This is a genomic window from Streptomyces sp. NPDC046887 (assembly GCF_040644755.1).
In the GTDB taxonomy this organism is placed as follows: Bacteria; Actinomycetota; Actinomycetes; order Streptomycetales; family Streptomycetaceae; genus Streptomyces; species Streptomyces lichenis.
This window is the reverse complement of sequence record NZ_JBEYXH010000005.1, coordinates 145,268-160,527: the sequence shown is the minus strand read 5'-3', so window position 1 is coordinate 160,527 and position 15,260 is coordinate 145,268. Positions and strand designations below refer to the sequence as shown.

The following is a 15,260-nucleotide window of genomic DNA, read 5'->3' as shown; positions in this document are numbered from 1 at the left end:
GGCGCCCGCACTCGGCCGACCGGCCGGGACGGGGCCGCTCGACCGGCCCGGGAGAGGTCGGTTCGACCGGCCCGGGAGAGGTCGGTCAAATCGCAACCATACGCCCAGTGCGGCCAGGCGTTTCGTCCGGCCGTTCCCCTTCTCGTCCGGCCGTTCGCCCCGCACCACCGGGGTGGTGCCCCGCCGCCGGACCCCGTCGCGACGCCGCCGGACCCCGCCGCGACGCCCCGGGGCCGGTCGCGCGGGCCGGATGGGGAGGCACGGAAGGAGTGGAAGCGCCTAAAGTGGGTCAAGAGCCGTTGTGTGTGGCGCGGCCCCGGGCGGGCAGGTGCCCGGCACGCGGGCGGGCAGTTGCCTGGAGTTGCGGCGGGACGGACGGAAAAGTCACCGTTTCGGCGGTCTCGGTCGCCGGGTACTTGCGCGATCCGCCCGGCACGTGTGGACTACGGCCCATGCCGCGCGTACGCGCGCGGCGCCAGCACTTTCCAGAAGACATGATCAGGAGGCAAGCCGTGAGCGCGACCGCGGACCACGCGGAGGAGCGGACCAACCCGGCGTCGAAGCTGGGGTTCGAGCCCGGACAGGTGGTCCAGGAGATCGGCTACGACGACGATGTCGAGCACGACCTCCGTGAGGGCATCGAGGCCGTCATCGGCCAGGAGCTCGTCGACGAGGAGTACGACGACGTCGCGGACGTCGTCCTGCTCTGGTTCCGGGACGAGGACGGAGACCTCACGGACGCACTGGTCGACGCCATCGGGCTGATCGAGGACGGCGGCCAGATCTGGCTGATGACGCCCAAGACCGGTCGCGACGGCTACATCGAGCCCAGCGACATCAACGAGGCCGCCCAGACCGCCGGGCTCTCCCAGACCCGCAGCATCAACGCGGGCGGGGACTGGACCGGCAGCCGTCTGGTCACCCCCAAGTCCGGCAAGCGCTGACCCGCGAGCCGAGCCCCCGTGCCAAGGGCCCCCGCCGACACGTTCGGCGGGGGCCCGGTGCGTAGGGTGGGGACCACCACAGGCCCCGCACCGAAGGGAAGCACGCTGCCATGGCGATCGAGGCGAACCAGGCGGTCCAGGCCGGCACCAAGGCCCCGGACCTCACCCTGAAGGACAACCACGGCCGGACGGTGTCCCTGAGCGACTTCCGCGGCGAGAAGAACGTGGTGCTCCTCTTCTACCCGTTCGCCTTCACCGGTGTGTGCACCGGCGAGCTGTGCGCGCTCCGCGACGAGCTGCCCCGCTTCGTCAACGACGACACCCAGCTGCTCGCCGTCTCCACCGACTCCATCCACACCCTGCGGGTCTTCGCCGAGCAGGAGCGCCTGGAGTACCCGCTGCTCTCCGACTTCTGGCCGCACGGCGAGGCCTCGCGCGCCTACGGCGTCTTCGACGAGGAGAAGGGCTGCGCGGTACGCGGCACCTTCATCATCGACAAGGAGGGCGTGGTGCGCTGGACGGTGGTCAACGACCTGCCGGACGCGCGCGACCTGGACGAGTACGTCCAAGCGCTCGACGCCCTGCGGACCGTCTGAAACCGACACCCCGCGGACCGTCTGAAACCGACACCCCGCGGACCGTCTGAAACCGACACCCCGCGGACCGTCTGAAACCGACACCCTGCGATTCCCCGCCGCAAGTGCCTGCCCGGCTCGGGAACCGCTCACTAGGATCGACTCGTTGATCCGATTGCCATGTACGACGGGGGCGCTGCCCCTGGAAACCAATGGAGGGACTCGTGGGAGTCAGCCTCAGCAAGGGCGGCAACGTCTCGCTGACCAAGGAGGCCCCGGGCCTGACCGCCGTCACCGTCGGTCTCGGCTGGGACGTCCGCACCACCACCGGCACGGACTTCGACCTGGACGCCAGCGCCATTCTGGTGAGCGCCGAGGGCAAGGTCCGCAACGACCAGGACTTCGTCTTCTTCAACAACCTGAAGAGCGCGGACGGCTCGGTCGAGCACACCGGTGACAACCTCACCGGTGAGGGCGAGGGCGACGACGAGCAGGTCAAGGTCAACCTCGCGGGCGTTCCGGCGGATGTCGCCAAGATCGTCTTCCCGGTCTCGATCTACGACGCGGACAGCCGCCAGCAGTCCTTCGGCCAGGTGCGCAACGCGTTCATCCGCGTGGTGAACCAGGCCGGGAACGCCGAGATCGCCCGTTACGACCTCAGCGAGGACGCCTCGACCGAGACCGCCATGGTCTTCGGCGAGCTCTACCGCCACGGCGAGGAGTGGAAGTTCCGCGCCGTCGGCCAGGGGTACGCCTCCGGTCTGTCGGGCATCGCCCGCGACTTCGGCGTCAACGTCTGACCGATCCGGTGAGCCCGGGCATCCGGCCGCACGCCCGGGGACCGCGACTTCCGGCGCCGCACGCCTGCCGTGCGGCGCCGGTCGCGCCTTCCCTCCGGGCCGCCGCCGTGCCCGCCGGGGCGCCCGTCGTACGCCTGCCGCACCCGCTCATCCACCTGCCGCCGCCGACCGCCGACCCCCGTCGGCCACCGCTCCGCACCGCACACCGCACACCGCGCCGCGCGCCTTGAGGAGACGCGGCGCAGACCTCAGGGGAGGATCCGCACATGGGCGTCACGCTCGCCAAGGGAGGCAATGTCTCCCTCTCCAAGGCCGCACCCGACCTCACCCACGTGCTCATCGGTCTGGGCTGGGACGCCCGCTCCACCACCGGGGCGCCCTTCGACCTGGACGCCAGCGCGCTGCTCTGCCAGGGCGGCCGGGTGCTGGGCGACGAGTACTTCGTCTTCTACAACAACCTCACCAGCCCCGAGGGCTCGGTCGAGCACACCGGTGACAACCTCACCGGTGAGGGCGACGGCGACGACGAGTCGCTGATCGTGGACCTGGGCCGGGTGCCCCCGCACTGCGACAAGATCATATTTCCGGTCTCCATCCATGAGGCGGACAACCGGGGGCAGAGCTTCGGCCAGGTCAGCAACGCTTTCATCCGGGTGGTCAACCAGACCGACGGCCAGGAACTGGCCCGCTACGACCTGAGCGAGGACGCCTCCACCGAAACCGCGATGATCTTCGGCGAGCTGTACCGGTACGGCGGCGAATGGAAGTTCCGCGCGGTCGGACAGGGGTACGCATCGGGGCTGAGGGGCATCGCCCTAGACTTCGGAGTCGATGTTTCCTAAGGGGCGTTTCCCACAGGGCCGAGCTCCTGAAGACACGTCTCCGGGTCCCTGCACCACCCGACGGACACGGGGCGAGGGTGCCCGAACCGGTATTTCGAAACGATGGGGTATCCAGTGGTCCTGAAAACCTTCGGCTGGTCGTTCGGCATCACGGCGGTCGGCCTCGCGTTCGCCGCCTGGCAGTGGGGCTGGGAAGCCTTCGGGGTCGTCCTGATCCTGTCGATCCTGGAGATCTCGCTGTCGTTCGACAACGCGGTCGTCAACGCCGGGATCCTGAAGAAGATGAATGCCTTCTGGCAGAAGATCTTCCTCACCATCGGCATCCTCATCGCCGTCTTCGGCATGCGCCTGGTCTTCCCGGTGGTGATCGTCGCCATCAGTGCCAAGGTCGGCCCGATCGAGGCCGTCCAGCTCGCCCAGTCGCAGCCGGAGCAGTACGAGGCCCTGGTCACCGACGCGCACCCGGCCATCGCGGCCTTCGGCGGCATGTTCCTGCTGATGATCTTCCTCGCCTTCATCCTGGAGGAGCGGGAGCACCGGTGGATCGGCTGGCTGGAGCGCCCGCTGGCCAAGCTGGGCAAGGTCGACATGCTCTCGGTGTGCTTCGCCCTGATCGTGCTGCTGGTCTGCGCGATGACCGTCGCCACCCACGCCCACACCAGCACCGGCCACTCGGACAAGTCGGCCACCGTGCTGCTCTCCGGAGTCGCCGGACTTGTCACGTACCTCCTGGTCAACGGCCTCTCCAGCTACTTCGAAGACAAGCTGGAGGAGGACGAGGAGCGGGAGCACGAGATCGAGGAGCAGGCCAAGCGCGAGGGCAAGGACCCCTCGCTGGTCGGCCTGGCCGGCAAGGCGGCCTTCTTCCTCTTCCTCTACCTGGAAGTCCTGGACGCCTCCTTCTCCTTCGACGGGGTCATCGGCGCCTTCGCCATCACCAACCACATCTTCTGGATGGCCCTGGGCCTCGGCATCGGCGCCATGTACGTCCGGTCGCTCACCGTCTACCTGGTCCGCCAGGGCACCCTGGACGACTACGTCTACCTGGAGCACGGCGCCCACTACGCGATCGGCGCGCTCGCGGCCATCCTGCTGATCACCATCCAGTACGAGATCAGCGAGATCATCACCGGCCTGATCGGCGTGGTCCTCATCGCCGCCTCCTTCCTCTCCTCGGTCCGCCGCAACAAGGCGCTCGCCAAGGAAGGGAAGGACGAGGAGACGCACGTCACCGTGTGACCGCTGATGGCCTGATCGCTGCCGGTGGTCAGGAGGTGAGCGCGACCGCCAGGGCCCGGCGGGTGTGACAGGGCCGGGTTCGAGGAACGCTTCCTTGCGGGGCGGCCGGGTGTCCTGCCCGGCCGCCCCGCCGCGCGTCCGCGCGGCATCGGGACGAGTGGGGGGTGGGGGCGCATGGCCTTCTGGGACAACCTGTTGCGCGGTGGCGCGACGACGCAGTTCGACTCGGGCGGCGCCGCGTCGAACGCCATCGACCTGACCAAGCGCCGCCCGTCGGTCTCGCTCAGCAAACAGGGCGCGGCCACCGGCAACCTGCGGGTCAACCTCTCCTGGCGGATGCGCACCTCGGACATCGAGGGCCGCTCCAAGGGCGGCAGCGGACTGCTGCGCCATCCGCTCAGGTTCTTCAAGCCCGACGTGGTGCAGGCCCACACCCAGAGCATGGTCAACGTGGACCTCGACATCGGCTGCCTCTACGAGATGGCCGACGGCAGCCGGGGGGTGGTGCAACCGCTCGGCGGCTACTTCGGCGACCTCAACGCCGCCCCGTATGTGAAGCTCAGCGGCGACGACCGGTTCGGCGCCCCCTCGGGAGAGACGATATTCGTCAACCTGGACCACCGGGAGGCGATCAAGCGGCTGCTGTTCTTCGTCTACATCTACGACCAGACCCCGGCGTTCGACCGCACCCACGCCACCATGACGCTGTACCCGAGCAACGGGCCGCGCATCGAGATCCAGCTCGACGAGCGCGCCCCGCAGGCCCGCTCCTGCGCCGTGTTCATGCTGGAGAACGTCAAGGGCGACCTCCAGGTCCGGCGCGAGGTGCGGTTCGTCTACGGCTTCCAGGCCGAGCTGGACCGGCTCTACGGCTGGGGCATGCAGTGGGGGCGGGGCTTCAAGGCCGGCAAGGCGTGAGGCGGGGCGTAGCCGCCGCGGTGGCCGCCGCGGCCGGTGACTCCAGTGGACCTCAGGGGCGGACGAACTGGGGGCCCATGGGCGGCAGCACGAACTCCGGGTCCAGGGTGTAGGCGGCGGCCGGCTGCGGATAGCCGTACGCCGGAGCCGGCTGCCCCGCCCCCGCCGCCGGACCGCCCGCTCCCGCCGCCGGGGCGGGCTGCGGATAGCCGTACCCGGGCCGCCCCCCGGCCGCGTGGTCGGACCCGGAGGCCGCATGCGGATAGCCGTACGCGGGCGGGGCGGCGGGCGGCGGCGGGAAACCCCCGGCGCCGGCGGCCGTCGTCGCCGATACCCCGGCCACCCCCGGCGCCCCGGCCCCGGCGGCCGTGCGGAGGTCCGCGCCGGACGGAGCCGCCGGGGAGGCCTCGGCCTCCGGCTCGCCCTGCTCCGCCTCGTCCACCGAGATCCCGAAAGCCGTCGCCAGACCGATCAGCCCGGTCGGATAGCCCTGCCCCACCGCGCGGAACTTCCAGCCCTCACCGCGCCGGTACAGCTCGCCGCAGATGATCGCCGTCTCCTCGCCGGTCTCCGCCGTCACCTCGAAGACGGCCAGCGGCGCCGACGCGCCCGTCGCCCCCGCGTCGTACAGCAGGATCCGCAGGTCGCGCACCCGGGCGAAGGTGTCCCCGTCCGAGGAGGCGGCCAGCACCACCTGCTCCACCGAGGTGTCCAGCGCCGCGAGATCCGCCTCGACCGTGTCGGTCAGCCCCTCCGCGATGCGCTTCTTGGACAGCCGCCGCACCAGCCCCGAGGGATGCCGGGGCTGGTTGTAGAAGACGAAGTCCTCGTCGCTGCGCACCCGGCCGCCGGCCCCCAGCAGCAGCGCCGAGGCGTCCACGTCCGGCACCCCGGGGCCCGGCGTCCAGCACAGGACGGCCCGGACGGCGGCAGCGTCCAGCGGGACGTTCGAACCCTTCAGCATGGCGTGCGTCATGACCGCCATCCTGCCTGCCCGACCGTGTGCCGGACAACGCGGGTCGCGCATGATCGGCCCGGATACGGGGACCCGCGCGAAGGCCGCGTCACCTGGACCACCCGTCCCGGTTACCCGCCGTTCACGGCCGGAGGGAACTGCGGACATCCGCCCCTACGTACTATTACCGGCCACATCCACCAGCCTTCGCACCACCCTCAACGACCGGCCTCCATGGCACCAGGCCCTCACGGCAGTACGGGGAGCACATGCGTCACTTCGGGTACATCCCGGCCTCCGCCCGGGCCGGACTCTTCCACCGCGAGCCCTGCGCCTTCACACCGGACTCGCCTCCGCACATCCTCGCCACGGCGCTGGGCGCCACCCTCTACAGCCCCGCCACCCGCCCCCGCCTCGCCGATGACGTGGCCAAAATGGCCCGTCGCGGGGTGGTCTCCATGGTGCTGTGCCTGGAGGACTCCATCGACGACGCCGAGGTCGCCGGGGCGGAGGAGAACCTCGTACGCCACCTCGCCGCGCTGGACGCCGAGGGCGCCGAGGTGCCGCTGCTCTTCATCCGGGTCCGCCGCCCCGAGCAGGTGCCCGACCTGGTGCGCCGGCTCGGCCCGGCCGTCCGGCTGCTGTCCGGATTCGTACTGCCCAAGTTCACCGAGGAGCGCGGCGAACCGTTCCTCGACGCGCTCGCCGCCGCCGACACCGCTGCCGAGAGCGCGGGCGGCCGGAAGCTGTACGCGATGCCGGTGCTGGAGTCGCCGGAACTGCTCCACCTGGAGACCCGCACCGACACCCTCGCCGGCATCGCCCGCACCGTCGACAAGCACCGCGACCGGGTGCTCGCGCTGCGCCTGGGCGTCACCGACTTCTGCTCCGCGTACGGGCTGCGCCGCCCGCCGGATCTGACCGCCTACGACGTGCAGATCGTCGCCGGGGTCATCGGGGACGTGGTCAACGTCCTCGGCCGCTCCGACGGCACCGGGTTCACCATCAGCGGACCGGTCTGGGAGTACTTCCGGCTCCAGGAGCGGATGTTCAAGCCGCAGCTGCGCCGCAGCCCGTTCCTGGAGCAGCGCGCCGAGGACCTGCGCACCGCGCTGATCGAGCACGACATGGACGGACTGCTCCGGGAGATCGAGCTCGACCGGGCCAACGGGCTGACCGGCAAGACCTGCATCCACCCCTCGCATGTCCTGCCGGTGCACGCGCTGTCCGTGGTCAGCCACGAGGAGTACAGCGACGCCCAGGACATCCTGCGCCCCGAGCGGGGCGGCGGCGGGGTGCTGCGCAGCGCGTACACCAACAAGATGAACGAGGTGAAGCCGCACCGCGCCTGGGCCGAACGGACCCTGCTGCGCGCCGAGGTGTTCGGCGTCGCGAGAGAGGACGTGGGGTTCGTGGAGCTGCTGGCGGCGGGACTGGCCCTGTGATGGCCGGAGGGAAGGACGAGGATATGGCCGTGTGGCCGGGCACCTGGGTGTCGCAGCGGCTGGGCGTGGAACTGGCGGGCGACCAGGCCCTGCCCGGGCTGCTGGGCCTGGCCCTGCGGCGGAACCCCAAGCGGGCCCATCTGCTGGTCTCCACCGTGCTGGGCAAGCACGTCCCGCAGAGTCCGGAGGTGGTGTGGCGTTCCGGGTACGGGCTCGGGGTGCGGGTCCGCGAGCTGCTCGGGCCCGAGCAGGCCGCCCGGGCCGTGGTCCTCGGGTACGCGGAGACCGCCACCGGCCTCGGCCACTCGGTCGCCGACGGGCTGGGCACCGCCCCGTATCTGCACTCCACCCGCCGCCCGGTCGAGGGCGTCGCCACCGCCGGGGGCTTCGAGGAGTCCCACTCGCACGCCACCTCGCATCTGCTGCTGCCCGAGGACCCGGCGCTGCTGGCGGGGGACGGCCCGCTGGTGCTGGTGGACGACGAGTTCTCCACCGGGAACACGGTGCTCAACACCGTACGGGCGCTGCACGAGCGCTATCCCCGCGAGCGGTACGTGGTCGTGGCGCTGGTCGACATGCGTGCGCCGGCCGACCGCGACCGGCTGACCGCCTTCGCCACCGAGCTCGGCGCCCGGGTGGACCTGGTGACCCTGGCGGCGGGCACGGTACGGCTGCCGGACGGGGTCCTGGAGAAGGGTATGGCCCTGGTCGCCGCTCATGAGCCCGCCGCCGTGCGGGCGGATGCCGCTGCCGTGCCGGTGCGGAGGGTGGAGCTGGGTTGGCCGGAGGGCGTCCCGGACGGTGGGCGGCACGGCTTCACCCCGGCGCACCGGGCCCGGCTGGACGCGGCGCTGCCCGCGATGGCCGCCCGGCTCGCCGAGGGGCTGTCGCCCGGGGGCGGCGCTCCGGCGCCCCGGCGGGTGCTGGTCCTGGGCTTCGAGGAGCTGATGTACGCGCCGCTGGCGCTGGGCGCCGCCCTGGAGCGGCGCGGCGAGGCCGAGGTGCGGTTCTCCACCACCACCCGCTCGCCGGTGCTCGCCGTGGACGACCCCGGGTACGCGATCCGCAGCCGGCTGGTCTTCCCGGCCTATGACGACCCCGCCGACGGGCCGGGTGAGCGGTACGCCTACAACGTGGTGGGCGGCGGCTTCGACGCGGTCGCCGTGGTCGTCGACTCGGTCGCCGACACCCCCGCCCTGCACGCCCCGGGCGGGCTGCTGGCCCAGCTCGCCGCGCACATCCCCCGGGTGGTCCTCGCCGTCATCCCCTCGTACGTCCCTGTCCCTGTCCCCGCCCCTGTGCACCAGTCCGGCCTTGTGCCGTCCGCCACGGCCCAAGGAGCCCCCATGCCGCCGCAGCAATCCCACCCGCCCAGGGTGTCCCGACTGGCCGAGCCGCTGCGCGGACCCGTCTTCTCCTCCTACCCGCCCGAGGACGTCGGCTGGCTGCTCCAGGATCTCTCGCACATCGAGCTGGAGGCCCCGACGGAGGAGCGCGAGGAGGCGGTGCAGAGCGGCGGGGCGCACTACGCCGAGTCGCTGCCGGTGGAGTACCAGCCCACCGAGGCCTACCAGGCCCTCTACCGCTCCGCGCTCGACGCCTCCGCCGCGCGGATCGCCCGGGCCGTCGGCACGGTGACCGAGACCGTGCTCGCCGAGCGCTCGCCCCGGCCCGTGCTGGTGTCCCTGGCCCGGGCCGGCACTCCGGTCGGGGTGCTGATGCGGCGCTGGGCGCTGCACCGCCACGGACTGGACCTGCCGCACTACGCGGTGTCCATCGTGCGCGGCCGGGGCATCGACGCCAACGCGCTGCGCTATCTGGCCGCCCACCACGACCCGGCCGATGCGGTCTTCGTGGACGGATGGACCGGCAAGGGCGCCATCACCCGCGAACTGGCCGCCGCGCTCGCCGACTTCGGCGGCTTCGACCCGGAGATCGCGGTGCTCGCCGACCCCGGCTCCTGTGTGCGGACCTACGGCACCCGGGAGGACTTCCTCATCCCGTCCGCCTGCCTCAACTCCACCGTCTCCGGGCTGGTCTCGCGGACCGTGCTCCGGGCGGACCTGGTCGGCCCGGACGACTACCACGGCGCCAAGTTCTACCGCGAGCTGGCGGGCGCCGATGTCTCCCGGGACTTCACGGACACCGTGGCGGCCCGTTTCGACGAGGTGGCCGCCCTGGTGGAGGCGGACGTCAAGGAGCTGTCGGCGGCGGACCGCTCGCCCACCTGGGAAGGGTGGGCGGCGGTGGAGCGGATCAGCGAGGAGTACGGCATCCACGATGTGAACCTGGTCAAGCCGGGCGTCGGCGAGACCACCCGGGTGCTGCTGCGCCGGGTGCCCTGGAAGGTGCTGGCCCGGCGTGGCGCGGGCCCCGACCTCGACCACGTCCGGCTGCTCGCCGAACAGCGCGGCGTCCCCGTCGAGGAGGTGGACGGCCTCCCGTACACCTGTGTGGGGCTGATCCACCCCCGCTTCACCCGGGGCGCCACCGGCGCCGACGGCCGCGCGGTGAGCGGCGGGGCGGCTACCCCGGTGACCGGCGGGGCGGAGGTGGCGTCGTGAGGACCCTGATCGCCAGCGACCTCGACCGCACCCTGATCTACTCGCCCAACGCCCTCGGGCTGACCATGCCGGACGCCGAGGCGCCCCGGCTGCTCTGTGTGGAGGTGTACGGGCACCAGCCGCTGTCCTTCGTCACCGAGACCGCGGCCGCGCTGATCGCCGAACTGCCCTCGCACGCCCTCTTCGTACCGACGACCACCCGGACCCGGGAGCAGTACCACCGCATCCACCTCCCCGGGCCGCCGGCGGAGTACGCGATCTGCGCCAACGGCGGGCACCTGCTGGTGGACGGGGTCAGTGACCCGGACTGGCAGCGCCAGGTGGCCGCCCGGCTCGCCGACGAGTGCGCCCCGCTGGCGGAGGTGCGGGCCCATCTGATCGCCACCGCCGACCCGGCCTGGCTGCTCAAGGAACGCGTCGCCGAGGAGCTGTTCGCCTATCTGGTGGTGGAGCGGGGCCTGCTGCCGGACGGCTGGATGAAGGAACTGGCCGCCTGGGCGGCGCCGCGCGGCTGGGCCGTCTCGCTCCAGGGGCGGAAGGTGTACGCGGTGCCGCTGCCGCTCACCAAGAGCGCGGCCGTGCGCGAGGTGGCCCGCCGGATCGGGGCGGACCGGGTGCTGGCCGCCGGGGACTCACTGCTCGACGCCGATCTGCTGCTCGCCGCCGATCACGGCTGGCGGCCCGGTCACGGCGAACTGGCCGAGACCGGATGGAGCGCCGGCCACATCGAGCTGACCGAGGCGGTGGGGGTGCTGGCGGGCGAGGAGATCGCCCGCCGCTTCACGGAGGCGGTCGGCGGGAGCTAGTCGTATGACCTGCTCAGCTGCGCCGTGAGCCGGAGCCCTTCTTGAAGACCCGCACCGCGATGAAGGTCAGCACGGCGAGGACGGCGACCGCCAGCACCACCTTGGAGTACAGCGAGACATAGTGGCTGACCTGCTCCCAGTTGTCGCCCAGCAGATAGCCGGCCAGCACGAAGATGGTGTTCCACAGGGCGCTGCCCAATGTGGTGAGCAGCAGGAAGACCGGGATGGGCATCCGCTCGATCCCGGCCGGGATGGAGATCAGACTGCGGAAGATCGGCACCATGCGCCCGAAGAAGACGGCCTTGGTGCCGTGCCGCTTGAACCACGCCTCGGTCTTCTCGATGTCGGAGACCTTCACCAGCGGCAGCTTCCCGGCGATGGCGACGGTCCGGTCGCGGCCCAGCAGCGCGCCCACCCCGTACAGGGCGAGGGCGCCGATGACCGAACCCGCCGTCGTCCACACCAGGGCGGCTATCAGGTTCATCTTGCCGGTGGCGGAGGCGAACCCGGCCAGCGGCAGGATCACCTCGCTCGGCAGCGGCGGGAAGAGGTTCTCCAGGGCGATGAGGAGTCCGGCGCCCGGCGCGCCCAGCGCCTCCATGAGGCTGTTGATCCAGCGTTCCATGGCCCCACGCTAGAGGTGCGTTGCTGAAGGCTCCCTGAAGGCAACCCGAAGAAGCCGCTCCGCCCGCGTCGCGCGGAAAACGGTGGTCAGCCGCAGCAGCCGCCCCCGCAGCACCCTCCGCCACCGCTCGACGCGGGCGCGGGAGCCGACCCCTTGGCCGTGCCGCCGACCGCCACGGTGGACAGCAGCTTCACGGTGTCCTCGTGCCCGCCCGGGCAGCTGGCCGGGTCGGCCGACTCGGCCATGGGACGGTTCAGTTCGAAGGTGTCACCGCAGGTGCGGCACCGGTACTCGTAACGAGGCATGGCCCCAGCGTAGCCGCGCCCTACGCCGTTCAGCGGCCGGGCGCCGTCTCAGCGGCCGGCGCCTCGGTCCTCGCGGATCAGCTCGACCACCCGGGCCACCGTCGTCCGCACCGCATCGGTCTCCTGGAGGAAGTGCCAGTAGTCCGGGTGGCGGCCCTCCAGACCGCCGATCGCCCGCTCCAGCCGCGCCACCGAGTCGTCCAGCGGGCGGGCGTGACGGGGATCGGGGGTGTTGCGCCCCGCCATGGCCAGCCGCTGGGCGTCCCGGATCGCGAAGCGGGTGCGCTCGACCTCCGCCTGAGGGTCCTTGGCGACCGCGTTCAGCCGCTCCAGCCGGTCCCCGGCCGCCGAGACCGCCTCGTCCGAGCCGTTCAGCAGCGCCCGTACGGTGCCCAGCAGCGCCGTGGCATCGGCCCAGCGCTGCTCCTTCCGAGCCAGGGTGGCCTCGCCCAGCCGCTCCTCGGCCTGCCGGACGTTCGCCGCGGCCTGCTCCGGCACGGACTGGAGGTCCTGCCAGCAGGCGGCGCTGAACCGGCGGCGCAGCTCGCTGAGGACCGGCTCGACCCCGCCCGCGCGGTGGGACAGCGCCTGGGCCCTGGTCCGCAGCGACACCAGCCGCTTGTCTATCTCCGCGGCCCGCTCCGGCAGCCGCTCCGCCTCCGAGCGCACCGCCTCGGCCTCCCGCAGCATCCGGTCGGCCCGCTGGAGCGTCTCGGCGACCCCGTGCTGTCCCGCGCCCTCGTTCAGCCGGGTCAGCTCCGGCCCGAGCGCCGCCAGCCGGGCGGCCAGCTCGTCGGCCCGCAGTCCGGAGGCGCGGGCGGCGTCCAGGCCGTTGCTCGCGGCGAGCAGCGCGGCCTTGGTCCGCTCCCTGGCCGGGGCCAGCCGGGCCAACTGGGTCTCCGCCTTGCCCAGCAGCGGTGCCAGGCCCTGCTCGTACCGGTCCAGCTCCTCCTTGACCCGCGTCAGCTCGTCCTTGGCCCGGTTCAGCTCGCCGGTCGCCCGAGCGGCCACGGAGGGGTCCAGGTCGTCGTGGTCCAGGTCATGGGCGTCGACGGCGGTGATGTAGACCTCGCTCACCTGGTCGATACGGCGGCCCAGCTCGGCGAAGTGGTCCACCGCCTGCCGGGCCGCGGGAGAGGCGTCCACCGCGGTGATCGTCTCGATCGAGATGCGCAGCCCCCGCTGGGCGGTGTCCAGCTCGTAGAAGGCCTGCGCCGCCGCGTCCCGGGCGGCCTGGGCCTCCGCGCGCCGGCTCTCTCCCCGGCCGCCGAACCAGCGCCGCGTCCCGCCGCCGGTGACGGCCGCCGGCAGTGCCGTCCCGGCCACCGCGAGCACCGCGACCACCACGGGAAGCGGCGGCAGCAACAGCGCGAGCATGTCGTTCACAGTCCGCCGCGCGCGTGTCACCGTCACATCCGCTCCCGTACTGCGTCCGCCCTGACCGGTACATTCTCCCACCCGGTAGGGACGAACACACGGGACGGTCAGTTCATCGCCCGGACCCGTATATCGCCGTTGGAAGCGCGCACCCCGACCTTGCGGATGCTCTTGGGGTCGGTGGGCACGTCCACGCTCACCTCGCCGTTGGCGCTCTGGGCGTCCACGTCGTACGTGGTGGCCCCGCCCGGCACCTCGATCACCACACCCCCGTTGTCGTTGACCAGGTCGACCTTCTCCGGTGCCCGGTCGAGCACCAGCCGCAGATCCCCGTTCTCGGCCCGCGCGGTGACCTGCGCGGGTGTCCTGCCCTCCACCCGTATATCGCCGTTGTTGCTGGTCAGGTCCAGGGCGCCGGTGACATCCCGAGCGCTCACCGTGCCGTTGTCCGAGGTCAGCCGCAGGGGCGAGGCGAATCCCTCGGCCGTCAGGTCCCCGTTCTCCCCGCTCGCCGTGACCGCCACCCCGCGCGGCACCCGCACCTCATGCCGCGACTCGCAGTCGCTGATCATGGCGTCGCACTCCACCCGGAGCGACAGCTTGCCGTCCTCCAGCCGCCACACCGGCTCCGGCCCGCTGCCGAACACCCCCCACCCGTCGACCTGCCGTGCCACCTCCACGTCCTTCACATCGGCCGCGACCAGCACGATCTCGGAGTCGTCCGTCTCCACCTCCAGCGTGTCCCCGTCGAAGGCGAACGACTTCCGCTCCACCGGCGCCGACTCCAGCTCCGACGACCCGCACCCGGTGAGCACCATCACCCCCAAGGCGGCGCCTCCGATCACGAGCAGCGAACGCCCGACGATCCGGCGCCTGACCACACGACGAACGACCATGCTGACCCCCCGAGATGGACTTCTCCTGCACTGCCCTCACACTACGTAACCCCCCGGCCTCGCCGCGCTCCGGCCAACCACCCAGTTCAAGGTGGGGTTAACCCCCCTACGCCCCCCCGCCCTCCCCTCTCCTGGCCCAGGCCCGGGCGGCGTTTGCCGGATGGCCCCGGTGTCGATGTAGGCTGTTGCCTCCTCCACGGGTGCGTAGCTCAGGGGTAGAGCGCTGCCCTTACAAGGCAGATGTCGGCGGTTCGAAACCGTCCGCGCCCACCAGCAGGTAGCACGACGAAGGCCCAGGTCACCGGTACTGAACCGGGAGCCTGGGCCTTATTCGTTTCCCGGCCGGGGCGATGGGCTATGGCGCTTTGAGGTGGCGTGATGACGCTGAGTGGTGCCCGGCTTGAAGTGCGCCCCATTTCCTGAGGACAACCGGCCGAGTTCTGAACTACTTTGGAAGTCATGACCGCCATGCCAGCTGAAGCGAACTTCTCGGAGCTCGTCAAGAGCCCCGTGGCCACGGTCGCGCGGCTGCAGGACACCCCACGCAAGGGTCTGCTGCTGCACCGTCGCGGCGACGAGGAAGACCTGTACCTGACGACAGCCGCACGCGCCGAGCAAGTCACGGAGGTCGTGGACTCGACCACGCGACTCTTTGTCGCGCTGATGAAGAGCAGTCCCGAGGCGGTGACGATGCTGACCGCAGTGTTCCCTGAGGCGTTTCCGTGGGTTCGCTTCCTACCGCAGAAGGCGGTCCAGGAGTTCCTCGTCGAGTTCATGGAGACCGCACGCGCCGCCTCCGATCTCGGTACCGTTGGGCCGATCGTGCCGCTGATCGCGGCATGGAAGTCGACCGCCGAGGTGTATGCGGACCAGGAGCTCTACAGCAGGCTGACCAGTCCGGAGGCGGGCGACTTCGGGGAAGTCGAGCCTCCGGAGGTACCTGCAGATTGAGCAACAAGAGGGGGGACC

The 15,260-nt window shown here is 71.7% G+C and carries 15 protein-coding genes and 1 tRNA gene; 11 read left to right on the top strand and 5 right to left on the bottom strand.

The window, feature by feature from the left end; translation table 11 throughout:
* Positions 1-512: 512 nt before the first annotated feature.
* The 6 genes from ABZ945_RS08005 (at position 513) to ABZ945_RS07980 (ending at position 5,318) form a co-directional block, all read left to right on the top strand.
* A complete protein-coding gene (locus ABZ945_RS08005; RefSeq protein ID WP_248637502.1) occupies positions 513-944 on the top strand; it encodes a DUF3052 domain-containing protein in 432 nt (143 codons plus the stop codon).
* 110 nt (positions 945-1,054) lie between these two features.
* Positions 1,055-1,540 carry a peroxiredoxin gene (locus ABZ945_RS08000; protein ID WP_361265693.1) on the top strand — a complete coding sequence of 162 codons (486 nt, stop codon included), beginning with the start codon at positions 1,055-1,057 and terminating at the stop codon, positions 1,538-1,540.
* A 203-nt stretch (positions 1,541-1,743) separates the two neighbouring features.
* Positions 1,744-2,319, top strand: coding sequence for a TerD family protein (locus tag ABZ945_RS07995; protein WP_248637504.1), 576 nt, complete (start codon positions 1,744-1,746; stop codon positions 2,317-2,319).
* Positions 2,320-2,585: 266 nt separating this feature from the next.
* The gene (locus ABZ945_RS07990; protein WP_361265689.1) at positions 2,586-3,161 is read left to right on the top strand and encodes a TerD family protein; all 576 of its coding nucleotides are present in this window, start codon (positions 2,586-2,588) and stop codon (positions 3,159-3,161) included.
* Between the two features lie 114 nt (positions 3,162-3,275).
* A complete protein-coding gene (locus ABZ945_RS07985) occupies positions 3,276-4,400 on the top strand; it encodes a DUF475 domain-containing protein (protein WP_361265686.1) in 1,125 nt (374 codons plus the stop codon).
* Between the two features lie 174 nt (positions 4,401-4,574).
* Complete coding sequence (locus ABZ945_RS07980; protein WP_361265683.1) at positions 4,575-5,318, top strand: Tellurium resistance; 744 nt, start codon at positions 4,575-4,577, stop codon at positions 5,316-5,318.
* A gap of 52 nt (positions 5,319-5,370) precedes the next feature.
* On the opposite strand, the gene ABZ945_RS07975 is transcribed toward ABZ945_RS07980, so the two are convergent.
* Positions 5,371-6,303 (bottom strand): TerD family protein, encoded by a 933-nt coding sequence (locus ABZ945_RS07975; protein WP_361265680.1) that lies wholly within the window; start codon positions 6,301-6,303, stop codon positions 5,371-5,373.
* A gap of 239 nt (positions 6,304-6,542) precedes the next feature.
* Between ABZ945_RS07975 and ABZ945_RS07970 the strand changes: the two genes are divergently transcribed.
* The 3 genes from ABZ945_RS07970 to ABZ945_RS07960 are packed head-to-tail and all read left to right on the top strand — an operon-like array spanning position 6,543 to position 11,088.
* Complete coding sequence (locus tag ABZ945_RS07970) at positions 6,543-7,718, top strand: HpcH/HpaI aldolase/citrate lyase family protein (protein WP_361265677.1); 1,176 nt, start codon at positions 6,543-6,545, stop codon at positions 7,716-7,718.
* Positions 7,719-7,741: 23 nt separating this feature from the next.
* Entirely contained in the window at positions 7,742-10,282 is a 2,541-nt protein-coding gene (locus tag ABZ945_RS07965; protein ID WP_361265675.1) for a phosphoribosyltransferase, read from the top strand.
* Between the two features lie 8 nt (positions 10,283-10,290).
* Positions 10,291-11,088, top strand: a complete 798-nt coding sequence (locus ABZ945_RS07960; RefSeq protein WP_361266005.1) for an HAD family hydrolase — start codon at positions 10,291-10,293, stop codon at positions 11,086-11,088.
* A 13-nt stretch (positions 11,089-11,101) separates the two neighbouring features.
* Here the strand turns inward: ABZ945_RS07960 and ABZ945_RS07955 are convergent, their stop codons facing one another.
* From ABZ945_RS07955 to ABZ945_RS07940, 4 genes are all read right to left on the bottom strand, one after another.
* Positions 11,102-11,713, bottom strand: a complete 612-nt coding sequence (locus ABZ945_RS07955; RefSeq protein ID WP_361265673.1) for a DedA family protein — start codon at positions 11,711-11,713, stop codon at positions 11,102-11,104.
* An 86-nt stretch (positions 11,714-11,799) separates the two neighbouring features.
* Entirely contained in the window at positions 11,800-12,018 is a 219-nt protein-coding gene (locus tag ABZ945_RS07950; RefSeq protein WP_361265670.1) for a zinc ribbon domain-containing protein, read from the bottom strand.
* Positions 12,019-12,066: 48 nt separating this feature from the next.
* Positions 12,067-13,395: a hypothetical protein gene (locus tag ABZ945_RS07945; protein WP_361265667.1), complete on the bottom strand. Its 1,329-nt coding sequence runs from the start codon at positions 13,393-13,395 to the stop codon at positions 12,067-12,069.
* A gap of 107 nt (positions 13,396-13,502) precedes the next feature.
* Positions 13,503-14,291 (bottom strand): DUF4097 family beta strand repeat-containing protein, encoded by a 789-nt coding sequence (locus tag ABZ945_RS07940; protein ID WP_361265664.1) that lies wholly within the window; start codon positions 14,289-14,291, stop codon positions 13,503-13,505.
* A gap of 198 nt (positions 14,292-14,489) precedes the next feature.
* On the opposite strand from ABZ945_RS07940, the gene ABZ945_RS07935 reads away from it, so the two are divergent.
* Together ABZ945_RS07935 and ABZ945_RS07930 are read left to right on the top strand one after the other, a co-directional pair.
* A tRNA-Val gene (locus tag ABZ945_RS07935) sits at positions 14,490-14,564 on the top strand.
* A gap of 186 nt (positions 14,565-14,750) precedes the next feature.
* Positions 14,751-15,242: a hypothetical protein gene (locus ABZ945_RS07930; RefSeq protein WP_361265661.1), complete on the top strand. Its 492-nt coding sequence runs from the start codon at positions 14,751-14,753 to the stop codon at positions 15,240-15,242.
* Positions 15,243-15,260 lie beyond the last annotated feature (18 nt).